Annotated in this window: 21 protein-coding genes, 2 pseudogenes and 1 riboswitch; of the genes and pseudogenes, 17 read left to right on the top strand and 6 right to left on the bottom strand. The window is 50.9% G+C overall.

All coding sequences use genetic code 11. The features are described from left to right. The first annotated feature begins 132 nt into the window (after positions 1-132). Both IJ22_RS12120 and IJ22_RS12115 read left to right on the top strand, forming a co-directional pair. On the top strand, positions 133-654 hold the full coding sequence (locus IJ22_RS12120; protein WP_062408989.1) for a TetR/AcrR family transcriptional regulator: 522 nt from the start codon (positions 133-135) through the stop codon (positions 652-654). 448 nt (positions 655-1,102) lie between these two features. Then, a pseudogene (locus IJ22_RS12115) lies at positions 1,103-1,345 on the top strand (CobW C-terminal domain-containing protein); the annotation flags it as partial. A gap of 121 nt (positions 1,346-1,466) precedes the next feature. Here the strand turns inward: IJ22_RS12115 and IJ22_RS12110 are convergent. Genes IJ22_RS12110 through IJ22_RS12100 form a run of 3 tightly spaced genes read right to left on the bottom strand, consistent with a single transcriptional unit; the run spans position 1,467 to position 4,457 of the window. Further along, positions 1,467-2,777 carry an opine metallophore biosynthesis dehydrogenase gene (locus IJ22_RS12110; protein ID WP_062408987.1) on the bottom strand — a complete coding sequence of 437 codons (1,311 nt, stop codon included), beginning with the start codon at positions 2,775-2,777 and terminating at the stop codon, positions 1,467-1,469. Continuing rightward, entirely contained in the window at positions 2,774-3,592 is an 819-nt protein-coding gene (locus IJ22_RS12105; RefSeq protein WP_054818833.1) for a class I SAM-dependent methyltransferase, read from the bottom strand. The genes IJ22_RS12110 and IJ22_RS12105 overlap by 4 nt, the downstream gene beginning before the upstream one ends. A gap of 1 nt (position 3,593) precedes the next feature. Continuing rightward, on the bottom strand, positions 3,594-4,457 hold the full coding sequence (locus IJ22_RS12100) for a histidine racemase CntK family protein (RefSeq protein WP_054818834.1): 864 nt from the start codon (positions 4,455-4,457) through the stop codon (positions 3,594-3,596). 238 nt (positions 4,458-4,695) lie between these two features. On the opposite strand from IJ22_RS12100, the gene cntA reads away from it, so the two are divergent. From cntA to cntE, 6 genes are all read left to right on the top strand, one after another. Next, on the top strand, positions 4,696-6,303 hold the full coding sequence (gene cntA / locus IJ22_RS12095; RefSeq protein WP_062408986.1) for a staphylopine-dependent metal ABC transporter substrate-binding lipoprotein: 1,608 nt from the start codon (positions 4,696-4,698) through the stop codon (positions 6,301-6,303). A 24-nt stretch (positions 6,304-6,327) separates the two neighbouring features. Beyond that, on the top strand, positions 6,328-7,260 hold the full coding sequence (gene opp1B / locus IJ22_RS12090; protein WP_054818836.1) for a nickel/cobalt ABC transporter permease: 933 nt from the start codon (positions 6,328-6,330) through the stop codon (positions 7,258-7,260). 2 nt (positions 7,261-7,262) lie between these two features. Next, positions 7,263-8,156 carry a staphylopine uptake ABC transporter permease subunit CntC gene (gene cntC, locus IJ22_RS12085; RefSeq protein WP_062408985.1) on the top strand — a complete coding sequence of 298 codons (894 nt, stop codon included), beginning with the start codon at positions 7,263-7,265 and terminating at the stop codon, positions 8,154-8,156. 5 nt (positions 8,157-8,161) lie between these two features. After that, positions 8,162-9,001, top strand: a complete 840-nt coding sequence (gene cntD, locus IJ22_RS12080; protein ID WP_201023613.1) for a staphylopine uptake ABC transporter ATP-binding protein CntD — start codon at positions 8,162-8,164, stop codon at positions 8,999-9,001. Continuing rightward, the gene (locus IJ22_RS12075) at positions 8,988-9,725 is read left to right on the top strand and encodes an ABC transporter ATP-binding protein (protein WP_062410967.1); all 738 of its coding nucleotides are present in this window, start codon (positions 8,988-8,990) and stop codon (positions 9,723-9,725) included. The genes cntD and IJ22_RS12075 overlap by 14 nt, the downstream gene beginning before the upstream one ends. Before the next feature lie 112 nt (positions 9,726-9,837). After that, entirely contained in the window at positions 9,838-11,082 is a 1,245-nt protein-coding gene (cntE, locus tag IJ22_RS12070; RefSeq protein WP_062408984.1) for a staphylopine family metallophore export MFS transporter CntE, read from the top strand. Between the two features lie 685 nt (positions 11,083-11,767). Beyond that, a riboswitch (cyclic di-GMP riboswitch) is annotated at positions 11,768-11,854 on the top strand. Between the two features lie 319 nt (positions 11,855-12,173). Here the strand turns inward: cntE and IJ22_RS26945 are convergent. Further along, positions 12,174-12,452, bottom strand: coding sequence for a tyrosine-type recombinase/integrase (locus tag IJ22_RS26945; RefSeq protein ID WP_250635745.1), 279 nt, complete (start codon positions 12,450-12,452; stop codon positions 12,174-12,176). Then, complete coding sequence (locus IJ22_RS26940) at positions 12,430-13,056, bottom strand: tyrosine-type recombinase/integrase (protein WP_250635744.1); 627 nt, start codon at positions 13,054-13,056, stop codon at positions 12,430-12,432. The genes IJ22_RS26945 and IJ22_RS26940 overlap by 23 nt, the downstream gene beginning before the upstream one ends. Before the next feature lie 778 nt (positions 13,057-13,834). Between IJ22_RS26940 and IJ22_RS12055 the strand changes: the two genes are divergently transcribed. Further along, positions 13,835-14,734 carry an SDR family oxidoreductase gene (locus IJ22_RS12055; RefSeq protein WP_139170748.1) on the top strand — a complete coding sequence of 300 codons (900 nt, stop codon included), beginning with the start codon at positions 13,835-13,837 and terminating at the stop codon, positions 14,732-14,734. A gap of 32 nt (positions 14,735-14,766) precedes the next feature. Here IJ22_RS12055 and IJ22_RS12050 read toward each other — a convergent pair whose 3' ends face one another. Then, the gene (locus tag IJ22_RS12050; RefSeq protein ID WP_062408981.1) at positions 14,767-15,450 is read right to left on the bottom strand and encodes a YHYH domain-containing protein; all 684 of its coding nucleotides are present in this window, start codon (positions 15,448-15,450) and stop codon (positions 14,767-14,769) included. Between the two features lie 268 nt (positions 15,451-15,718). On the opposite strand from IJ22_RS12050, the gene IJ22_RS12045 reads away from it, so the two are divergent. The 8 genes and pseudogenes from IJ22_RS12045 (at position 15,719) to IJ22_RS12015 (ending at position 22,708) form a co-directional block, all read left to right on the top strand. Further along, positions 15,719-16,090, top strand: coding sequence for an ArsR/SmtB family transcription factor (locus tag IJ22_RS12045; RefSeq protein ID WP_054817715.1), 372 nt, complete (start codon positions 15,719-15,721; stop codon positions 16,088-16,090). Then, complete coding sequence (locus IJ22_RS12040) at positions 16,080-18,215, top strand: heavy metal translocating P-type ATPase (protein ID WP_062408980.1); 2,136 nt, start codon at positions 16,080-16,082, stop codon at positions 18,213-18,215. The genes IJ22_RS12045 and IJ22_RS12040 overlap by 11 nt, the downstream gene beginning before the upstream one ends. Positions 18,216-18,237: 22 nt before the next feature. Next, positions 18,238-18,372, top strand: a pseudogene (locus IJ22_RS25745) (VOC family protein); the annotation flags it as partial. Positions 18,373-18,796: 424 nt separating this feature from the next. After that, complete coding sequence (locus tag IJ22_RS12030; RefSeq protein WP_062408978.1) at positions 18,797-19,165, top strand: hypothetical protein; 369 nt, start codon at positions 18,797-18,799, stop codon at positions 19,163-19,165. Between the two features lie 4 nt (positions 19,166-19,169). Next, positions 19,170-19,340, top strand: coding sequence for a sigma factor (locus IJ22_RS27205; protein ID WP_137669802.1), 171 nt, complete (start codon positions 19,170-19,172; stop codon positions 19,338-19,340). Between the two features lies 1 nt (position 19,341). Beyond that, a complete protein-coding gene (locus IJ22_RS12025; protein ID WP_256846810.1) occupies positions 19,342-19,875 on the top strand; it encodes an RDD family protein in 534 nt (177 codons plus the stop codon). A gap of 230 nt (positions 19,876-20,105) precedes the next feature. Next, a complete protein-coding gene (gene mmgD, locus IJ22_RS12020) occupies positions 20,106-21,221 on the top strand; it encodes a citrate synthase (protein ID WP_062408977.1) in 1,116 nt (371 codons plus the stop codon). Positions 21,222-21,259: 38 nt separating this feature from the next. Further along, a complete protein-coding gene (locus tag IJ22_RS12015; protein WP_062408976.1) occupies positions 21,260-22,708 on the top strand; it encodes a bifunctional 2-methylcitrate dehydratase/aconitate hydratase in 1,449 nt (482 codons plus the stop codon). Positions 22,709-22,717: the final 9 nt, after the last annotated feature.

The raw sequence follows: 22,717 nt of genomic DNA, 5'->3' as shown, positions 1-22,717 counted from the left end.
CGAACGCTGGGGACCTGTTCCGTTTTTCTATTCCTGAAACGTCGGGAATGATGCTGAATTGATACCAAGGTATTTTTCTTGTATAATAACATAATTGCTGAATCACTAACTTGCGAAGGAGGCGTCAATCCGATGTCAAAGTCCGAGACGATCTCGGTAAACCGCAAATCGGAAATCATATCCGCAGCGATCGAAGTGTTTGCGGAGATCGGATTTTTCCGGGCCACGACGGCACAAGTCGCGAAACGGGCCAAGATTTCGCAGCCCTATATATTCCGGTTTTTCTCAACCAAAGAAACATTGTTACTTGCGGCGCTGGAGGTGTCCTGGTCACGGGTGATCGAATCCTTCCGCAAGGTTGTGGAATCCGCTTCGCCGGAACAACTAGAGACCGGCCTTATTCAGGCCTATGAGGATATTCTGGATTCCTACCAGAATGAGGTTCTGCTTCAGATGCAGGCACAGACGATCCGGGAAGACTCGATCCAAGAAGCGATGCGCAATGGACTCGGGGAAGTCCGCCGCATGGTGCTGGACGCTTTCACCAAAGCCGGCATTCCGAATGCCAAGGAACGGACGATGCTGTTTCTGGCCCGGGGGATGATCTGCAACATTGCGCTGGCGCTGGACATGCCCGAATTGAAGGAAAGGTGAGGGGCGGGAACATTGAATGCAAATTAGTGATTGACCAATCAATCACTATATGATACATTGCAATATAGTAAGTGATTGATCAATTACAAAGGAGCATCCGAAACAGCCTCATACAAGGAAGGGCAAGACTAGGCTCGCTGAGCGGGGACAAATATGAGCGGCTGATTGGACCAGTGCGGGCGACGTCTTTTGAAGAGGGAATCTCGGCCACGGTTCGCGCGCTGCAAAGAAGAAACGGTTCTCTTTTAGCGATCAATAGTAATTGATCAATCACTATCTGGATAAAGGGATAGTTATGTAATGCGGCTTCGAAGGAATTCGTCATATGCAACCTTAGATGTCCGAACCTCGATAATGAAAACCTGTAAAGGCCATAAAACTTATTGTGTGAGTATATCAGTGAGGGCGCTAATTTCGTTTAACACCATATACTCATTATTTCGAGAAGGAAGTGGAACGGGAAGCGTTTGAAGGCTTCCTTGCCTTGCTGCCGCCGAATGTGTACCGGGCCAAGGGGCTGATCCGGTTTGCGGGACGAGCTTTTCCGAGCTTATTCCAATATACCCATGGCGATCTGGACATATTTTCGATACGTTCGGATGTAGAGACATCGAACGTTTCCATATTTATCGGCGATCATTTCTCCAAGCAGGATATGGCAAACGCTTTACGCGCTTTGGAGCTGTCATGATGGAAGTGATATGATAACCGTCGTCATTAGCCTGCTAGAAACGCTCAAAACGTCAAAAAGCATGGCCGCTCATCCATCTGGGCGGCCATGCTTTCGTTCTGTGTGGTTGCTCCGCTCCGGCTCAGGTCTTGGCAGCGTCGATCTGAAGCAGCTCCGCACAGATGCGCCGGACATCGCCCTCGAAGCTTTGGGGCGTAAAGGCTTCCGACAATGGACGGCCCGTAAGCAACTCCGCTGCGCTTAGCAAGTGCCGCTCATATCGGTCGACGAACCCGTCGATGGTCGGGCAAGGCAAGCCGGCTGCGCGAGAGAGGCCTTGTATCATTTTGATCCGGTAATAATCTTCCTTCGGCATTCTCGGAATATCCCAGGCTCCTTCCTGATTGACGAACACGGGGCGGAGCGGAACGGCGGAGAAGTCGAAGTACCGGCCGTCCCGATCCGGCTCCGAGTAGGGATCGATCAGCAGGGACGCGTAACGAACGTATAACGAATATTGCTGATGGATGGGATCTAGCTCGGGGAAACCGTCAATGTACTGGCGGGACAAGCTTTCCGGCCTGACCGGGTAATTATCGTCGACCATGAATTGCAGCAGGTTGAGCGGCTCCAAGCGAAGCATCCGGGCGAGAGCGGATATCTCCTTCCATTGCTCCAGCATTTCCCGTATGAGAGTGGGCGTAATGGGGCCCTCCGGGAACAGCTTGTACACAAACTTCGGAATGGCTTGGCCGCTGAAAATGACGCCGAGCGAGAAGTCGTTCATAAACAAAGGCGGATGCACGTACAACGAGATGTTGCGCGTCTCGGCCGCAAGCGCCGAATCCAGCGGTTCCAGCGCGATGCCCGCATCTTCGTACAATCGCCGGAACGTCTCCACGGACTCGGAGGGCCATCCCGCCGCTCCCGCATACACCTTGCGTTTGACTGCCGTCGTCAGAACATGGGTTGGCGGCTTATCGCCCGTCCGTCGCGTGTCCCCCAGGTAGGTGGAGAAGCTGAGCACCTCGGCGTCGCAGCCTTGTTCCTTCAGATAATGGCGGATGAGCGCGCCCGAGCCGAAAGTCGGGGAGAGAAGCGCAACGCAGCGCAAGCTGTGCAGCAGCCGTGGCGGTAGCTGCGCGAGCACGGACACATAAGCATCCGCCGTTACCGCCAATATGAGCGTATCCCACTGTTCCTCAATGGTTCCCAAATCCTGGAACATGGCGTCCACGCGGCACTCGCCTTGAAGCGCTTTATGTTGCGGACCGCTTGTTTCGACGGCAACCGTCCCGCCGTTCCGGCGAAGCGCATCGAAGAATGGAGCGGAGAGAACGGACTTTCGTCCGGCGATGCCCACGTGGCTGTTCCGCAATCGCTTGAGAAGCACGGCAAGTTGTACGGCTGCGGGGCCTGTTCCTGCGATGAGAACGCTGCGAAGAAGGTTCATCTCAAGACCTCCCTTGCCGGGGCCGGAGCCGGTGCTTTGCGGTACAACGCCACATCGAATACATGTCCCGGCCGTACCGTCGTTTCATTGAGCTGCCATTTGCCGTCATCCACTTCCTCCATGGGATAGTTGAAGAGCGCCTTCAAGCCGTTCCCGTATCGCATAGCTACGACGACTTCCGGCTGAGTCGCCTCATGCAGCAGGTCGAGGAGCTCGTATTTGACGGACACCGTGGAACTGATAATGATGTGCGTAACCGTGCCGATATCATGCAGCCGCTCCAGCGGAACGTTCTCCAGCCGGATGGGCAGATACGGGCCGAGTCGTTCGACGACCTTCCTGCCCAAATCCACGGCTTCCCGGTCAATGTCGATACCAATCACCTCGGCGCCTGTTCGTTTGGCGATCAGCAACGGCGTCATCGGGAACGCACCCGAGCCAATCAACAACATCTTGGAATCGGCGGTTACCGTGAAGCTCCCGAATTCCTTTTCGATGGAAGCCTCAATGTGATGAAAGTACTCATGCCTGTCATCACCGCCATGCAGCAGCTTGAGCGCGCGATATTTTTCCATAATGGCGACGCAACGCGCCGATATGTCCCGCAGTTGCATCACAAGCGGATGGAGCTCCTGAACGTCTCCGGGGTTAAGCTCCGCCCATAACCGTTGATTGTTCGCATCGGTGATGAAGGCGGAATAGTCGTCTATTGTTTGCTGCAGCTCATGATTGTTGCGGGAGATGCCGTCATATTGCGCGGCTGCCTGTACGAATTTGTCGCGAAATTGCAGCAATGATCGATATAGAAGTTCCATGTTATCCGTTTCCTCCTTGTAATGAATATTGGATGCAATCGTCGACATAAGTTTTGCCTCTGGCGACGATGCCGACGGCGGATTCGATGGTCACGCCGGTGATCTCCCCTCCGTTCCAGCTAACGTGTACATGAATGATGCCTCCTGGCTGATGCACGGGCACGTCTACAGAGTCGCGGCCGTTCCAGGCCAGGTAACAACCCACCGAAGCCGTTCCCGAGCCGCAGCCTCGCTCCCAGATCAAGCTGCCGAGCGCGGGGATGTAGATCAGCGGAGCAAGCTCGCGCGAGGAGGGACGGTACAGCATGACGCCGACCAAGTTATCCCCCGACACGACGCCAAGCAATTTCGCCAGTCGTTCGGCTGCAGCCGGCTCAAGCGCGAAGCGCTCGTTGTCGATGACCAGATGGAAGAAGCCGCCGTAACGGACGATACCCAGCTCCAGCAGCAAACCTTCGAAAGGGATGACGGCGTTCTCTACCGCGGTTGGAATCGGCATGCCGGCTTCGCACATATAGTCCCTGTCCAATTTCTCCACGCGGCAAAACACGGGAAACTCCGCGCCCGACACCTCCAGCGGCATTTCCAGAGTTTCGCCTGGCCGCAGCGTTCGCTCCGACGCTAGACACGCCGCGAGTGCAAGGCAGGCATTGCCGCAAAATTCGCCCCCTGCCATCCGAAGTTTGGCGGCACAGCCGGGAAGGGTCGGCTTTTCGACAAAACCGACTTGCTCCGCGCAGAGATGGCTATAGTCCATGATCTGGGAGGCGATGTGGGCATGCTGATCGGCGGGCAACTCGCCCATGATAAGAATCGTCATGTTGCTTGCGGGACTGCATTTGACGAAATCAATCTCCTGATTCATTGGAACAACCCTCCGATATGGTGCAGAATGTGGACGACTTCGTCCAGAATTTGAAAATTAGTAATAATTACGAATAAACTCGACATCATCATAGTAAAATATTGGCAGTACGTCAACGTTTTTTTTTTGCGGCTTGGGATGGGAAAAAAATGAATTGACAAATGATAATAGTTATTATTACAATCAAATGGTCATATAATCGTAATTGTTACTATTTAAGAAAAAGGAGCGTCAAAACATGAAAAGAATCAAAGCAGCCGTACTACTGGCATCCCTTCTGGTCATCGTATTGCTGGCCGGATGCAGCGGCGGCAACAACAATAAGCCGGGGGCGGCCGAACAAACGCGGGAGCTGGTATACGCCGCGGCGAAAGACATCAACGACATGAATCCGCACCTGTATCCGGGATCGATGGCCGCTCAAGCCATCGTGTACGAATCGCTGGTGGAGAATACGCCGGAAGGCATTAAGCCGCTGCTCGCGGAATCATGGGACATCTCGGAGGATGGCAAAGTCTATACCTTTCACTTAAGGAAAAACGTAAAATTCCACGACGGCGAGCCGTTTAACGCCGAAGCGGTCAAGCTGAACATCGAAGCCGTTCAAAGCAATGCGGCCAAACATGCCTGGATCAAGCTGTCGACCATGCTGGATCAGGTCGACGTCATTGACGAGCACACCGTCCAATTGACGCTGAAAGATACTTATTATCCGACGCTGCTTGAATTGTCGATGACGCGTCCGTACGTCTTCCTCTCGCCGAAGGACTTCCTGAACGGGGAGACGAAGGACGGGGTTGCCGGTTATAACGGCACGGGACCTTACAAGCTCGACGAACATGTGACGGAGCAATTCGCAAAGTTCTCGGCGAACGAGGACTATTGGGGAGGCATGCCTGCCATCAAGACGATTACGGCGAAGGTGCTGCCGGCCGGCGAGACGACGCTGCTTGCCTTGCAGAAGGGAGAAGTCAATTTCGTTTTCACCGATGACCGCGGCGCCGACAGCATCGACGTGGAGGCCATGCAGCGGCTGGCGGATTCGGGCGATTACCAGATCGTTCGGAGCGAGCCGATGAATACGAAAATGATTGTGGCGAACAGCAGCAATGCCGCCAGTCCCGTCAGCGAGAAAGCGGTGCGGGAAGCGATCTGGTTGTCCATTGACCGCGAAACGATCAGCCGCACGATCTTCAGCGGCACGGAGGCGCCTGCGGAGACGCTGTTTTCCTCCAACGTCAATTACGCCGATGTCGGGCTACCGAAGCGGGACTATAATCCGGAAGGTGCCGCCAAGCTGCTGGAGGAAGCCGGGTGGACGAATGGCGGAGGAGCGGCGGTCCGCACGAAGGATGGTCGCGAGCTTGCAATGAAGCTGTATTACGATGTCAATTCCTCCTCGCAGAAGACGCAGGCGGAGCTGCTTCAAAGCGAAGCCGGTAAAATCGGCATGAAGCTGGAGCTCGTCGGAGAAGAATCGCAGGCGATCGCAAACCGCCGTTCGACGGGCGACTACGACCTGTTGTTCAACCAGACGTGGGGTCTTGCCTACGATCCGCAAAGCACCATCGCCGCGTTTGCTTCCGAGTCGGCTTATCTGCACACGACAAGCGGCATTCCCCAGGCGGAGGAGCTGTACCGCAAGATCAATGAAGTGATGTTGTCGACGGACGAGGATGCCAGAAAGGCGCTTTACAAGGATATTTTGACGATCGTGCATGACGAAGCCGTGTTTATTCCGCTTACGAACGGCAGCGTTACGGTAGTCGCCCCCAAGGATTTGCAAGGAATCTCGTTCAAGCAGACGCAATTCGAGCTGCCGTTCGAACGAATGAGCTTCAAGTAAAGCGAAGCATGGAGGAAAAGAGCAATGGCCGGTTACGCATTGAAACGATTATTCGTCGTGGTTCCGCTGCTTGTTGTCATTTCGTTTATGACCTTTATTTTGAACGGGCTGTCGCCTATGGATCCGGCCGAGGTCGTTCTGCACGCCCAAGGCGTGCCGGCCATCACGGATGAGTTGATCGCGGAGACGAGGGAAGCGCTTGGCATGAACCGTCCGCTGCTCATCCGTTATTGGGATTGGCTGGTCTCGTGCCTCCGGCTTGATTTCGGAGACTCCTACATAACGGGCAAACCGGTATGGTCGCTGCTCGGCCCGGCTTTGCTGAACACGTTGAAGCTGACGCTCGTCTCCTCGCTGCTCATCATCTTGCTGTCGATTGCGCTGGGAGTCGGCTGCGCCTTGAGGGAAGGCAAGTGGCTGGACCTCTCGGTCAGAAGTTTCTCCTTCCTGTTGACATCGATGCCGTCCTACTGGCTGGCTGCGCTGATGGTCTGGTACTTCTCGGTCAAGCTTGATCTGCTGCCGACAAGCGGCATGGACGGGTACGGCAGCTACGTGCTGCCGGTGGCGGTCATCGTCATCGGATATGCTGGCATTTATTTTCGAATCATACGCAGCTCCATGTTGAGCAACCTGAACGAGGACTACGTGCTTTACGGCAGAGCGTGCGGGTTATCGGAGAGAAGCTTGACCTTGCAGGTGCTGCGCAACTCGCTGCAAGTCGCGGTATCGGTGTTCGGCCTTGCCATTCCGGTCATCCTGGGAAGCACGGTCGTCGTGGAAAATATTTTCGCTTGGCCGGGTCTCGGAACGCTCACTGTTAATTCGATTCTGGGGCGAGATTTCCCTATCATACAAGCTTACGTTCTGGTGCTGGCCGTTGCGTTCGTCCTGTTTAACACGGCATCCGACCTGTTGAACGCGGCGGTGAATCCGAAGCTGAGGAAGGAGTTCTAATAATGAAGCTGATGGAACGACTGCTGAAGGACAGATTGGCGGCGGCATCTCTTGCCGTCGTCGCGGCAACGCTGTTAATCGGCTTATGCGCTCCCCTTATTGCCCCGCATTCTCCGAACGAAGCCAACATGGAGCTGCGGTTCGCCGGAGCTTCCTGGAGCTACTGGCTTGGCAACGATCATCTGGGGCGCTGCATTTTGTCGCGATTGATCTACGGCATCCGTCCAAGCGTACTCTGGGTGCTTGCCGCCCTTGGGGCGTCCGCTGGCATCGGAGCCGCGCTCGGCTTTGCCGCCGGTTATTTCCTAGGGAAGACGGATGCGATATTGATGCGAATCTGCGACATCATGCTTTCGTTCCCGGGTTACGTCATGACGCTGGCGATTGTCGGCATGATGGGGGCGGGATTGACCAACATTTTGATTGCGTTCGTGATGATGAAGTGGGCCTGGTTCGCCCGCGTCATTCGAACGGCGGTCATGCAATATGCGGATGCCGACTACGTGAAGTTTGCGAAGGTGCTGGGCATCGGCCACTTCGGCATTATGACGCGGCATATCGCGCCGGTGGCGCTGCCGGAGATGGCGGTTATCGCCAGCGGCGCCTTTGGATCCATGATTTTGCAAATATCGGGGTTGTCGTTCCTCGGTCTCGGTATTCAGGCTCCTCATGCCGAATGGGGAATGATGATGAACGAAGCCAGAGCGGTTATGTTCACCCGTCCAGAACTGATGCTGGCTCCCGGGCTTGCCATTATTATTGTCGTGTCGGCGGTGAACTTCCTGTCGGATGCGCTGCAGAAGGCGCTCGATCCCAAGCTGATGATCGCGGCCAGACGTGCGGAGGCGAGCGCAGGCGGAACTGCGCCTAGATTGCGCGGGAAGGAGGTGGCTTGAGCGGGATGAACGGCAAAAATGGAATACATGTACTCGATGTTGAACACTTGAGCATTCGGGACGAGCGCTCCGGCCGTGCACTGGTGCATGACAGCTCCTTTCGGCTCGCGCAAGGGGAATGTCTGGCCATCGTTGGAGAGAGCGGCAGCGGCAAGTCGCTGACATGCAGAGCGATTATGCGATTGAATCGGACAGGTCTTCGGCAGTCGGGGACGGTGACGTTGAACGGAGAGGATTTGACGAAGCTGTCCGACAAGGAGATGCGGCGGTTCAGAGGGCGGCGGCTCTGCATGATTATGCAGAACGGCATGAGCGCGTTTGATCCGTCGCGGCCGATTGGCGTTTATCTGCAAGAGGTGCTGAGCGTCCACTACGACTGGAGCCGGAGCGAGACGGAAGCCAGACTGAGTGCGGCGATGGCCGCGGTTGGCCTGAGGGAGCCGTCTGAAGCGATGCGCCGCTATCCGCACGAGTTGTCGGGCGGCATGCTGCAGCGGGTCATGATCGCGCTTGCCATCGTGATGGAGCCGGATGTCATTATTGCCGACGAACCGACGACGGCGCTGGATGCCGTCACGGCGTACGAGGTGGTGGAACAATTCTTGCGTTTGCGTGAACGGCTGGGCAGCGCCATGATTTTTGTGTCACATGACTTGGGCGTGGTGAGACGTATTGCGGACAACGTGCTCGTCATGAAGGACGGAGAGATCGTCGAGCGCGGGACGACCAGGGATATTTTCGCCGGCGCGCGGCATCCGTATACTCGTTACCTGGTTTCCTCCAAGGAAGCGTTAAGCCGCCGCTACAATCAATTGATGGGAGGCGCGGATGTTGCTGAAAGTTGAAGGTGTTCACAAATCGTATCGGCAGCAAGACTGGCTCCGCAAAACCCGCCATCAAGTGCTGCACGATATCGGGTTCGAGTGGAGGAAGGGCGAATGTCTTGGCATCATTGGAGAAAGCGGCAGCGGCAAATCGACATTGGGACGGCTGTTGCTCGGCATCGAGAAGCCGGATAGCGGCTCTATCACTTTCGACGGGAAACCCGTCTCGGATCGAAGCGTGCGGCGGGGGGCTATCAGCGCCGTCTTTCAGGATTACACCTCGTCCATCAATCCATTCTTTACGGTTCGGCAGGCGATTCTTGAACCCCTCAGACTTGCGGGGAAGGGGGATGGATCGTTTGACATCGGCAAGCTGCTGAGGCAGGTTGGGTTGAACGAATCCTATCTTCCGAGATACCCGCACGAACTGTCCGGCGGCGAGGCGCAGCGGGTATGCATCGCGAGGGCGGTGTGCTCGGAACCTCAGTGCATCCTGCTAGACGAAGCCGTAAGCTCGCTTGACGGCTCGGTTCAAATGCAGGTGTTGGACTTGCTCGGGAAGCTGAGAACGGCATATGGGATGGGTTATATTTTTATTACCCACGATATCCAGGCGGCGGCTTATCTTTGCGACCGGATCATGATTATTCGCGGAGGGGAGATCGTGGAGCTTGTCGATACCGAGGAGCTTGGGCACGTTCAGTCTCCGTATGCAAAGGAACTGCTTCGCAAGGTGTTGTCGTAATGACGCTTTACCCGGGCTGTTGTAATGATGCCAAGGGGATTGCTACGCAAGGGATTATCGAAATGTCTCGGGGAGAGTAGCGACCGAGGAAACAAGGAAAGGAGAGTTTGAAGTGAAAGGTGCGTTGTCCTGGCCGTTTCTTCGGCTGTATTTGCTTACGCTACTCTATTTCAGCGGGAATTCCATTCTGAATGTCATCATTCCTTTGAAGGGAGAGTCACTGGGAGCGTCCAATTCGACGATTGGCCTTATTATGGGTGCTTATCTGCTGACGACAATGTTTTTCAGGCCATGGGCAGGCGGCCTGATTCAGCGTTACGGAGCGATTCGTGTGCTGCGCGTCCTGCTGACCGTCAATGGGCTTGCGCTGCTGCTGTATACGTTCACCGGACTGGAGGGATACTTCTTCGCCCGCGTGCTGCAAGGCGTATGTACCGCCTTCTTCTCCATGGCGCTGCAGCTCGGCGTAATCGAAGCGCTCCCCGACAAGGATCGGGCGCAGGGTATCTCCATGTATTCCCTGTGCTCCTATCTGCCGGGCATATTCGGGCCGCTGCTGGCGATCGGCATGTGGCAATCGGGAGAGACGGGCGGAATGGGCCTGTTCGCCGTGTCGATGATCGCCATCGCAATATTGACCGGCATCGTTGGCTTCACGGCACGCATTGGCGGGCAGCCGGATGATACGGCAAGCGGTGAAGAGGGACGAGGTCCGGCAGGGGCCAGTGGGAGAGAAGGCGAGCGGCGTAGTCCGGCAGCGGCTATGTTGAGAGCTACGATCCAGCTTGGGAGCAATCCCCACTTGTTCCGTTGCGGCGTGCTCATGCTGAGCGCCTCGGTTGTATTCGGAGCGGTTACCGCGTTTGTGCCGCTTTACGCGCCGCAGATTCAGGGAGGCAATGCGGCCGTCTACCTCATGATTCAGGCGGCAGTCGTTGTGGCCGCGAGATTCCTGCTCCGATCCTGGATTCCGTCCGACGGCAAGTGGCGTTCCTCCTTCGTTGGTGGGTTGATGATGCTCCTCGTGACGGCTTCGCTTGCCGTCGGTTTATCGCCGAGCGCGGGCGCGGCGTTATTCTACATAGGGGCAGTGCTACTCGGCATCGCGCAAGCGCTGCTGTATCCGACTCTGACGACATATTTGAGTTTTGTTTTGCCCAAAGCGGAGCGAGGCGTGTTAATCGGTTTGTTCATTGCGACGGCCGATCTGGGAGTGTCTCTGGGAGGCATCATCATGGGACCTGTTTCCGATCTGACCTCGTACTCTTCCATGTATTTGATCTGTGCAGCGCTTGCCGCGGCTGCTGCCTTGCTTGCCTTACAAAGAAGAGTAAGGCAAGCAAGCTCGGCGTCTTGAGACACGGAGCGGGGACAAAGTGGAAACATCGGAAACGGCAGAACAGGGCTGCTCTGCTGTTCCCAAGGCTTTGCCGAGAGCAAATGGCTCGTCTCAATGCGGAACCGGAAGAAAGTGAGCGTTCTAAACCACGGAGTGGAGGATCATGGGCGTACGGATGTTGGCTTCTTTGAGATGATTCTACTCCTTATGGTCTACCAGTTTTGCAGCGATATTTTATTATTGGAATTTTCAGATGCTTCGGCTAGGACAGCCAGTAAGCGATTGATGATTATCACGTACAGGTTCAGCCAGAATTGGCTGGCCTATTTGTGTTAGTAGCGTTTAACTGACGGGTGCAATCTATAATAGAGGGCTGATAAGTTGGCAAATTCAATTGGTAAATATGAATTTGTACCTATTATTGGATACCTTCTCTATGAGGCGAATCACCCAAGTAGGTGACATGTCTACTCGGGGTTTGCCAAGCAAGTGTTTTGCTTATTTAAATAAAGAGAAACCTAGTTGATGCTTTTGTTTGGGAGTATTAAATGTGATATTTAAAGAAAGTTATAAGGATGTTGAATGATCATTCACGAGGTTATCCAAGATAAGGCATCTATTCATGTTGAAGCTGCTACCATCATTCGTCAAGAAATTTGGAGATTTCGTATCAAGGAATTGGAAAAGAGTGCATCGTGAAGTATATGGAAAACGGCTAAGCTGTCGAAAGGCAGTGACGCAAAGCCACGGGTCTTCTCACTATTCAAGTGATGACAGCCGGGTTACCCAATTTGCCGAACACGGCCTAAATGGGTCGTGTTTTTATTATTTGTTTATTTGGGAAAATAAGTCTTTCAAAGCATTCTGCGCGTCCTGTGCGGTCACCAGCTTGTTCTCCTTAATGAAGGCCCTAAGCTGCTCTTTACTCCATAATCCCATGTGTGCTCCCCAACCTTTCTATTACTTTCATTTTATCAGGTTTGAGAGTTTACACATTTTATTTTACAGACTCAGAATAAAAGAGTGAAGCAGATCGTTATAGCTTAATTGTTGCTTGGCGTCACTCGCCTTATCGACTTTTGTTAACTTATTTTGTCGGCGTCCGGTCGTCATTCCCCTTGCACCCCGCTTTCAGTGAAGAGTGCGGGGAATTCATGAATGATTTGTTCCAGCGGGCTAAACTTTTCATGTTGAGTCTGCAAATCGCGTGAAAAAAGTTCAACATACATTTCAGTTGTTTCAATCCGTGAGTGCCCGAGAATGTTTTTTAACGAGAAAATATCGCCACCATTTAATAAATACTTTTTTGCGAAGGTATGGCGAAACGTGTGGCAGGAACATTGCACATCCTGAATGTTTGCGGTTTTACAAATCCGCGAGCGTTCCACGCTCCAGCAAATAGAGTTGCAACTCATTAGATACGATTCGCTGGATCGGTACCATTCTGGCCTTTCTGCCTTTCCCTTGCCGAACACGGACCATTCCTTCATCTAATAGAATATCTGTGATTTGTAGTTGAGTTAGTTCGTTCAGGCGTATTCCGGTTTCAAGCAAAATCAGCATCATCATGTAATTACGTAAGCCTGTAAATGTTAAACGATCGGGTTCAGTAAACAGCCACATCAAATGAGCATCCGTGAAAGTATGCATCAAAGAGGCTTGGACTTTAAACGGCTTTAGTTCATCCGTAATATTGAAATCAGCTTGTTTCTCGGCGACGAGAAACGCGAAAAACGCTTTGAGAATTGCCAGATTGCAATTAACGGTTCTCAAGGCCGATGTCTCATCAAGCATACTGGGGATGATACGATGTTTTAACAGATCGGGAGTTAAATCAGACCATTCGAGATTTTGGGTTTTTAAGTGTTGTTCGATCTTTTTCAATCCGTTCCCGTAACGACGAATAGTTGACTTGGCTAGGTTTCTGGACTTGCAGTCCATGAGAAACAAATGAACAAGGCTTGACCAATCGGTCATATTTGGTTGAGGCACTTCGCATTTCCTCCCTTATTGGATATGCGAAGCAAAGCAGATATACGAAGTGGGCAAGGGGAGGTTCGTAAAACATTTGGATATACGATTTCGCATAACTTCAATGAAATTTCGGGTTATTTACAATCGCGTGGAAGAGTTTTACAAACCCCGAAATCCGTTGATACATAAGGATTATTCGGCATTTTGGAGGACAGGACTCACCTCCTTTCGGCTCGTTTAACACCATATTCACGCTGCAGAGTTGAAGTTCCTTGTCTGCCCGAGGCATTGCAGTGATGTGGGATCAGGCAGACAACCATGCACTGGCTAAGTCCGTCGGACCCGGCGCTACGCGCTTTAAGCCAATGAGGGTTCACAAGAACGTTATCTGAAATAGGACTATATAGAAAGGGAGAGAAGTATGATTGAATGTCCATGGTGTAATAATCAGGTGCAGTTAGTAAATGATATTTGTCCTGAATGCAAGCATGAAGTTTTGCCCGAGCATTTAATCACGAGTACTTTTACCGATCATACCGATGAAGGAAACAATAAATTGAATTTGAAATTAATCATATCCAAATGCGACGATTTGTAGTTATGCTTATCGAAGGCCTTAAGCCCGTGTCCTATAAGGATTCTTAACGTTGAAATTGCTTGTCGCTGATTGCGGATTTTCTACAGTTGCCTCAACGCGCCTTGTCCATCTCATGCCGGCCGCGCCGGGATATCGGCATGTTTGATTTCGGCCGAAAATACAATAGGTTATGAAATACAGTTCGAGAGGAGAATGACAATGGCGTATCCTATATATCCTTATATAGGTTGGGAGCAGCAATGCACGAATGTTCCGGTCGTTTTTCCTGCGCAGCATCAGAACAGGCATCCGGGATTTGAATATGTGATGAATCCCCGGCCGATTTTCGATAATCCGGGTTATACGGGAAGCGGAAAGTTGAAAAATAAAGTAGCGATTGTGACGGGCGGGGATAGTGGAATCGGGCGGGCCGTGGCCATAGCTTTTGCCAAGGAAGGAGCCGATCTGGTGATCCCTTATCTCGACGAACACCAGGATGCGATTGAAACGAAGCAAATCATCGGCAAGCTTGGCCGAAATTGTCTGCCTATAGCTGCAAATTTGAGGGAGGAAGACGCCTGCCGCTATATTGTGGAGACAACGATCAAAACCTTTGGACGGCTCGACGTCTTGGTGAATAATCACGGCGTACAGTTTCATCAGGACAGTATTTTGGATATTACAAAAGAACAGCTGATGAACACGTTTCAAACCAATATTATTTCTTTTTTTGATATGACCAAAGCTGCGCTGCCTCATTTGCCCGCCGGGGGCTCCATCATCAACACGACCTCGGATACCGCTTTTTCCGGGATGGGGAATATGATCGATTATACGGCCACGAAAGGGGCCATTGTATCCTTTACCCGTTCATTGTCTCTGTCGTTGGCCAAACACGGGATTCGGGTAAACGCGGTAGCGCCCGGACCTACTTGGACGCCCCTAATTCCGTCTGCATTTGCCGCGGCAGAGGTTAGAACTTTTGGTACAGAAGTGCCTTTGAAACGGCCGGGGCAGCCATTTGAATTGGCGCCGACTTACGTGCTGCTGGCTTCCGATGATTCGACCTACATATCAGGCCAAGTGTTGTTCGTAAACGGCGGATCCGTCGTAACTTGATTTTCAGCACAGAAAAGTCGGCTCTCACTAGTTTATTTAGAAATATAAAATGAATTATTTTCAAACTTTGTTGTCAAACCAAGTTCTTCAACAGCGAATTTCCAAGTCATAGGAAAGTAGGTTATGTCATTTAGAACCAGTAAGGGATACTCTTCTGAGGAGTTATCAATCCAAACATCATTAACGTACACGTTAAATTCAGGCATTGTGGCGTAAAGCTTTGAAGCCGGGACGCCGGGATCAGTATTAAGATTTGCCGGTTTATTATTTGTCTTTCTGATCACGAAGCCAACCTCAGCATCCCACTTTGTCTCCAAGGCGAGTGCCTGAGTATAATTCCATGTCATTGGAAAGTAAGTAATGTCTTTATAAACAACAACAGGATACTTAGATGTTGAGTTTGAAATCTGTTGACCATTCACAAAAATGTTGAAGCCAGGCAGACTTACTTTAACTGCCCCCTCAGGAACGTTTTCTTTTGGCGATATGCTTGAAGAGGCAGCGTTTGCTGAAGAACCGGAACTGCTTGACGAACGGCTGCTGTTGTTACCGCCGTTATGATAGTGATACTCCCCATATTTCAAACCCCATTTCTCACAATTGGTTCGACAAGTATGACCGCCGTTCTGATCTGTTCTACCGGGATGAGCGTTAGCGATTGAAGCAAAAGGAAAGCAGAGCAGGACAATAATCATAATGGTTTTCTTGAGTTTCATTGGTATTATCCTCCTATCATAGATCTAATCACCTAATAAATTACCATGAAATGAAAAATACGACAATAATACAAAAAAATGAAACGGAGGCTGAGTTAGCCTTAATAAGTTCATTAGTGAGGATAGCGGCATGTGAATTGGATCGTCTAATTTGCATGCTGTTTTTGTTTTTCTGATGAGAACATTCAAACGAATATTTGACTGAATAGAAAATAGGGAGTATGATGATCCTATACTCAAACGATTAGTTGATTGATGGGGTGTTTGAATGACGCCAAAAGATACATGTGAACTGTATTGTTTTGACGAAGTAAAAGTGCAGCGCGTTCAAAACTCGCTAATGCGGCAGGATATTTCAGGCATGGCGAATATGTTTAAAGCGCTCGCCGATGAAACGAGGATGAAAGTGGCCTTTGCTCTATGCCAAGAAGATGAACTTTGTGTCTGCGATGTGGCCAACATTATCGGCTCCACGCTTGCAACGGCTTCACATCATCTGCGAACGTTAAAAAAAATGAATCTTGTCAAGTACCGAAAAGAAGGAAAGCTGGTATTTTATTCTATGGATGATGACCATGTGCGCCAACTCATTAAACTCGCTTCCGCGCATCGTCAGGAGATGTTGACCGTTGAACATTAAAACGCAAAATCCTAAAGAAGAGAAAAATGTGTACCGGGTTCAAGGTTTTACCTGTACCCATTGTGCAGCCATCTTTGAGAAGAACGTAAAAAATCTCCCAGGCGTTCAGGATGCGCAAGTAAACTTCGGAGCATCCAAAATAACGGTTTTTGGGAATACATCGATAGAGGAATTAGAAAAGGCGGGAGCATTTGAAAACCTGAAAGTGACGCCTGACAAAGAGCGTGCCGTGGAAAAGAAAGAACCACTTTGGAAAGAAAACTGGAATGTCATTGTTTCTGCCTTGCTTCTGATCGCCGGTTACTTTTTGGGAGAGCAGTACGGGGAAGGTTTGCTTTCCTCTCTAACCTATGGCGCATCTATGCTGATCGGCGGCTATGAATTATTTAAAAAAGGCTTGAAGAACCTTTTTCGCCTTCAGTTTGATATGAATACGCTAATGACCGTAGCCATTATAGGGGCTGCTGCCATTGGCGAATGGGGCGAAGGGGCCACGGTTGTGATTTTGTTTGCAATCAGCGAAGGATTAGAGCGGTACTCCATGGAAAAAGCTCGCCAATCGATTCACTCGCTGATGGACATTGCACCGAAAGAAGCGTTGATTCGCCGCGGCAGCACCGAGCTCACCGTAAACGTAGATGATATCCGGGTCGGGGACATTATGATCGTAAAGCCCGGTCAAAAGCTGGCGATGGATGGAGTCGTCATTAAAGGAGAGTCTAACGTCAATCAAGCAGCCATTACCGGCGAATCGATTCCTGTCGCAAAAACCGTCGATGATGAAGTCTATGCAGGTACGCTTAATGAAGAAGGGTTGCTGGAAGTACAAGTAACCAAGACGGTCGAGGATACGACGATTGCAAAAATCATTCATCTGGTGGAAGAAGCGCAAGCCGAGCGGGCTCCTTCTCAGGCGTTCGTTGACCAGTTCGCGAAATATTATACGCCGGCGATTATGATCGCGGCCGTACTTGTTGCTGTCATTCCGCCATTATTCGTTGGCAGCAGCTGGGGAGAATGGATTTATAGAGGTTTAGCGCTTCTTGTTGTAGGCTGCCCTTGTGCTCTTGTGATCTCCACTCCGGTATCGATCGTGACGGCGATCGGCAACGCGGCGAAACGCGGCGTGCTCATTAAAGGCGGCATTCACTTGGAGGAAGCGGGGCGAATCTCGGCGGTTGCTTTTGATAAAACAGGAACGCTGACAAAGGGCGTGCCTCAAGTCACTGATTTTATCACGATTGGTAAGAATCTTTTTGGGAAAAATAATGAAATCTTAAGAATTGCAGCCATTCTGGAAAAAGGCTCGCAGCATCCTATCGCGTCTGCGATTGTAAGAAAAGCAGAAGCGGTGCAAGTCGATTTTAAAGCCGATGCGGAAGAATTCAGCTCCCTCACCGGTAAAGGGGTAAAAGGGAAGGTTGACGGACAGCTTTATTACATGGGCAGCCCCAAACTTTTCTCTGAGCTGCAGACATCCATCGATAAAGAAATTCTGACACAAATCGGTGAGCTGCAAAACCAAGGGAAAACGGTCATGTTGCTGGGGACGGAAGAAAACATCTTGGCTCTGATCGCGGTTGCCGATGAAGTGAGGGATTCCAGCCAGCATGTCATTCATAAGCTGCATGAGCTTGGCATGAAGAAAACCGTCATGCTTACCGGCGACAACCAAGCGACTGCCGATGCGATCGGCAAGCGATTAGGTATAGCAGAAGTCAAAGCGGAACTGCTGCCGCAGGATAAATTGGAGTATATTAAAACGCTTCGCAGCCAGTACGGCAATGTCGCCATGATTGGCGACGGGGTAAACGATGCTCCTGCCCTTGCTGCTTCCACTGTCGGAATTGCAATGGGAGGCGCCGGTACGGATACAGCTCTGGAAACAGCGAATATTGCCTTGATGGGCGATGATTTAAGCAAGCTGCCGTACACCATAAGCCTAAGCCGAAAAACACTGGCGATCATTAAGCAGAACATCGCGTTCTCGCTTGGAATTAAAGTCTTGGCGCTGCTGTTCATTGTTCCCGGATGGCTTACGCTGTGGTTGGCGATTTTCGCCGACATGGGGGCAACCTTAATGGTTACCCTCAACAGTTTGCGATTGCTGCAAGTCAAAGACTGAAGGCCGGATGCTCCTCACCCGAGAAAGCAACCGGCTTTTTGCGCATTTATCCGAAGGCGGACAAGTTCTGATGCCATTGAGCGATTATTCCTTCAGCAAGAAGTTTGGCTGGCTTGTGGACAAGTTCGGGGTTTCGTGGCAAATCAATCTGCCGTAACCGGCGGCAAAAGGATATTTTCGTTTAGTCGATAGGGGATAGGGCGGGGGCAGGCGAATCCGAGCAGAGAAGACGAATGAAAGCTATACTGTTCCGCTCTCTTCTTCTGCCGGAGCCGGATCGTGGGACATCCGTATTCCCTAAAGCGGCGAAGCGCCTCCGCTGTCCACCTTCCGCACCGTATGCGACAATAACGACATTTGCTTCCCTTCTAAGCGGGGCTCCTAAACCCCTAAATCGACTTCCCCTTAAAGCAGCGCATTCAGTAAATGCACCCCCATATCCTTCCATCAAGCGATATCTCCTATGCCCACCCCACCCAGGCTGGGTGTTCCCTTCCATTATTTCAATCAGCGACAGACGAATAGCAGCGAAATGTCATTCCAGCCAACCTTGGGCTTCGCTCAGTCCACAAGAGGTAAATGTGGTTTCAACTCAGTTCGATAATAATGGTTATGCATATCCAAACGACAATACATGGATTCAAATACATACAACTTGGCTTGGTAATATGTGGATCAAAGTAGAAAACACAAAAATTGGCGTAATCCGTCCAATGAACGCCGACCTCAACTTAAAAGTAGCCACCCCCCTGTACGACCACCCGTATCGTGAAGCCGCGAACGGAGCCATATTATCTCCTCAAACAGTACATGCAAAAGCTGAATTCGTGTCGCCATCCGGTCTGTATGCTATTCAGATTGAAACTGCGTGGCTTGGTGATCGGTGGTTGACCGACTATCGCGTTTCGAAAGGGGGAGAACTGCGCATTGGAGCGGGAAAAGGTATATAATGAGATGAAACCACTGCTTTTGTCGTTAGCATATCATACTTTGGGGAGCATCATCGAAGCGGAAGACATTGTCCATGACGTGTTCCTTTCGTGGGAAGAAAAACCGCCGCAGCAAGTGCGCGATTCAAAGCCTATTTGTGCAATATGGTTTTATCGCGGGAAGCGAATACCGTGAAATGAAAGGTGATCAAATGACATTAGCTCTGAGAAGACTGCTGGCCTATTGGCTGGATTTCGTATTGCTGGCAATCATTTTAGTCGATTTGCAAGGGCTGGTTTATATCACAACATCCGGATTTCCCTTTCATTTCTTGAAGGAAGGCTATCATATTGAAATTTGGGTGCTTCTATCCATGTCGCTGCCGGTTTGGTTATATTTTATTTGGTTTGAGCTTAATCAACAGCAAACCCTTGGGAAACGGATGCTAAAATTAAAAGTAACGAATCGTGAACGATCAAAAATAACCTTCAGGCAAGCGTTCCTAAGAACCTTTATCAGGCTCTTGCCCTGGGAATTAACGCATATCATTATCCTGGTTCCCGAACCATGGTGGGGTATGGAAGGGCCGCCGGCCCATATGCATCTCATTTACATCCCTAATCTGATGCTGCTTCTGTACATTCTCATACTATTTGCAGGCAAAGGAGAAAAAGGGGTGCATGACATGGCCGCTAAAACCATGGTGATGAGAATTCGGGATGAAAGATAGAAGCTTAACCATTTGTTCGCCGTAAATCTGATGACGGTTTGCAGCCGGGTCAAGGCAAACGCCCGTTTTTATGGGGAATGGTCGCTGGAATAGATATTTTGAAAGCGCATACAATTAAATGAGTTGATATGTTTGATATATTACCAAAGATGATATGTATATTAGACGGTTGGGCGCTTGTTTAATACACTTGTTAAAGCAATCCATCCTTATAAAGGAGTGAAGAAAGAATGACTGTCCAATATCAGCCCGGTCTTGAAAACGTGATTGCTAGCGAAACTTCCATTTCTTATCTGGATGTTGAGAATGAAGAAATTGTATTGCGTGGCTATGATTTGATTGAACTTGCCCGCAAAGTAACCTATCTGGATGTCGTCGGGTTATTGTTGAACCGCCAGCTCCCTACCCCGGTTCAACGAAATGCGTTGGAGGAAAAATTGAAATCCGAGTATTCCTTCCCCGAAGACGTCCTTTCGATATTGAAGCTGCTTCCGCAAAAGACGAATTTAATGGATGTATTGAGAACGGGGATCTCCGCTATTTCCGGCTATGATGAGGAACTGGAGGATCGTTCGCGGGATGCGAATTACCGCAAATCGATTCGCCTGCTGGCCAAAGTACCGCAAATCGTTGCAAACGGATACAGGGCCGTTACAAAGCAACCCTTGTTGGAACCGCGCAAGGATCTTTCCTATTCAGCCAATTTCTTGTACATGATCACAGGAACCGTTCCCACGAAGTTGGAGGAGAGGGTCTTTGACCAATCCTTGATCGTGTACAGCGAGCATGAGATGCCGAATTCCACGTTTGCCGCGCGCGTGATTGCCTCTACGCAATCCGATATATACGGAGCTTTGACCGGCGCCGTCGCATCGCTGAAAGGTACGCTTCATGGCGGTGCGAACGAAGCGGTGATGAAGATGCTGCTTGAGGCGGGAACGGAAAGCCAAATCGAACCGCTCTTGCTGAACCAGTTGTCCCGCAAGGAACGCATCATGGGCTTCGGTCATCGCGTGTACATGAAAAAAGTTGATCCGCGCGCCATGCTGATGAAAGAAGCGCTGGCTGAATTGGTGCAGGAGAAAGATAAGCATGAACTTTTCAATATTTGTGTCATCGGAGAAAATGTGATGAAACGTGAAAAAGGGCTTTATCCGAATCTCGATTATTATGCAGCTCCCGTGTATTATTTGCTGGGTATTCCGATCGATTTGTTCACGCCGGTTTTTCTTGCGGCACGCACGATCGGCATATGTGCGCACGTGATGGAGCAGCATGAAAACAACCGGTTGTTCCGGCCTCGCGTGTTTTATAACGGTCCGCGCGGATTACATCCACAAAATTGAGATGATCACGATAAATGGAGACGGAGAGTGAATTGCAAATGAGTACAACAGACTATATTCAAAAGAATGACTCACAAGTGGATCAATTATTGAATGATCTTGCCGACTACGTATTGGATTATACTGTAGAGAGTGAGGAAGCGTATCGCATCGCCCAGCATGTACTGCTTGATTCACTCGGAACAGCTATATTATCGCTCCGTTTCCCGGAATGCGCCAAGCATCTGGGTCCTGTTGTACCGGGTGCCAATTTGCCGGGCGGGGCCCGGGTTCCGGGAACGAGATACGAGCTTGAGCCCGTTCATGCGGCATTTAATATCGGCTGCATGATCCGCTGGCTGGATTATAACGATACATGGCTCGCCGCCGAATGGGGGCACCCGTCGGATAATCTGGGCGCCATACTCGCCGTCGCGGACTATCTGAGCCGCGGTCGGGTAGTAGAGGGGAAATCGCCATTCACGATCAAGGATGTGCTGACGGCTGCGATTAAAGCGCATGAAATCCAGGGGATATTGGCGCTTGAAAACAGCTTGAACCGGGTCGGACTGGATCATGTGCTGTTCGTCAAAGTGGCTTCAACGGCAGTGGTTACGGCCATGCTGGGCGGCAGCAGGGAACAGGTCGTCAATGCGCTCTCCAATGCATGGCTTGATGGAGGCAGCTTGAGAACATATCGCCACGCCCCCAATACCGGCTCGCGCAAATCCTGGGCTGCCGGCGATGCTACGAGCAGGGCCGTACGCTTGGCTCTTATGGCGTTAAACGGAGAAATGGGATACTCTACTGCGTTGTCGGCCAAACATTGGGGATTTCAGGATGTACTGTTCAATGGCAAGGCATTGGTGTTGGGACGGCCCTTGGGATCGTACGTGATGGAAAACGTGTTGTTTAAAATCTCGTTCCCGGCAGAATTTCATGCGCAGACAGCGGTCGAATGCGCGTTCCAATTGCACGAATCGGTGAAGGACCGCTTCGACGAAATCGATCAAATTACTTTAACGACGCATCAATCCGCCATTCGGATTATTGACAAGAAGGGCCCGCTTCATAATCCGGCTGACCGTGATCATTGCTTGCAGTATATGGTGGCCATCGGGTTGTTGTACGGTACGTTGACCGCCGAACATTATGAGGACGAAACGGCATCCGATCCCAGAATCGACGAGCTTCGAAAAAAAATGGTTGTCATTGAGGATGAGCAGTACAGCAAAGACTACCTTGATCCGGAGAAACGGTCGATTGCCAACGCGGTACAAATTCATTTCAAGGACGGCACGCATTCGGAGAAGGTTATTTGCGAATATCCGATCGGTCATCGCAAACGCCGCGCGGAAGGATTGCCCAAAGTTCTCGAAAAGTTTGAAGCCAATCTGTTAACTCGTTTTCCCCGGAAAAAGGCTGCCGATATTTTGCAGCTTTCCTCGGATTATAACCGATTGACCGAGTTGCCGGTACAAGAATATTTGAGTCTGTATGTGATTTGACAGATAACG

The sequence above is a fragment of the Paenibacillus naphthalenovorans genome, assembly GCF_001465255.1.
In the GTDB taxonomy this organism is placed as follows: domain Bacteria; phylum Bacillota; class Bacilli; order Paenibacillales; family NBRC-103111; genus Paenibacillus_G; species Paenibacillus_G naphthalenovorans.
The sequence above is the reverse complement of the archived record's forward strand: the minus strand, read 5'-3'. Positions and strand labels throughout refer to the sequence as shown.

What these genes read in the sequence shown, in the direction of transcription:
- IJ22_RS12025 (WP_256846810.1), top strand. Translation starts at nt 19,342, where the DNA reads ATGAAAGGTGATCAAATGACATTAGCTCTGAGAAGACTGCTGGCCTAT.
- IJ22_RS12105 (WP_054818833.1), bottom strand. Translation starts at nt 3,592, where the DNA reads ATGGAACTTCTATATCGATCATTGCTGCAATTTCGCGACAAATTCGTA.
- IJ22_RS12120 (WP_062408989.1), top strand. Translation starts at nt 133, where the DNA reads ATGTCAAAGTCCGAGACGATCTCGGTAAACCGCAAATCGGAAATCATA.
- IJ22_RS27205 (WP_137669802.1), top strand. Translation starts at nt 19,170, where the DNA reads ATGAAACCACTGCTTTTGTCGTTAGCATATCATACTTTGGGGAGCATC.
- IJ22_RS12055 (WP_139170748.1), top strand. Translation starts at nt 13,835, where the DNA reads ATGGCGTATCCTATATATCCTTATATAGGTTGGGAGCAGCAATGCACG.
- IJ22_RS12050 (WP_062408981.1), bottom strand. Translation starts at nt 15,450, where the DNA reads ATGAAACTCAAGAAAACCATTATGATTATTGTCCTGCTCTGCTTTCCT.
- IJ22_RS12110 (WP_062408987.1), bottom strand. Translation starts at nt 2,777, where the DNA reads ATGAACCTTCTTCGCAGCGTTCTCATCGCAGGAACAGGCCCCGCAGCC.
- cntA (WP_062408986.1), top strand. Translation starts at nt 4,696, where the DNA reads ATGAAAAGAATCAAAGCAGCCGTACTACTGGCATCCCTTCTGGTCATC.
- cntC (WP_062408985.1), top strand. Translation starts at nt 7,263, where the DNA reads ATGAAGCTGATGGAACGACTGCTGAAGGACAGATTGGCGGCGGCATCT.
- IJ22_RS12015 (WP_062408976.1), top strand. Translation starts at nt 21,260, where the DNA reads ATGAGTACAACAGACTATATTCAAAAGAATGACTCACAAGTGGATCAA.
- cntD (WP_201023613.1), top strand. Translation starts at nt 8,162, where the DNA reads ATGAACGGCAAAAATGGAATACATGTACTCGATGTTGAACACTTGAGC.
- mmgD (WP_062408977.1), top strand. Translation starts at nt 20,106, where the DNA reads ATGACTGTCCAATATCAGCCCGGTCTTGAAAACGTGATTGCTAGCGAA.
- opp1B (WP_054818836.1), top strand. Translation starts at nt 6,328, where the DNA reads ATGGCCGGTTACGCATTGAAACGATTATTCGTCGTGGTTCCGCTGCTT.
- IJ22_RS12100 (WP_054818834.1), bottom strand. Translation starts at nt 4,457, where the DNA reads ATGAATCAGGAGATTGATTTCGTCAAATGCAGTCCCGCAAGCAACATG.
- IJ22_RS12045 (WP_054817715.1), top strand. Translation starts at nt 15,719, where the DNA reads ATGACGCCAAAAGATACATGTGAACTGTATTGTTTTGACGAAGTAAAA.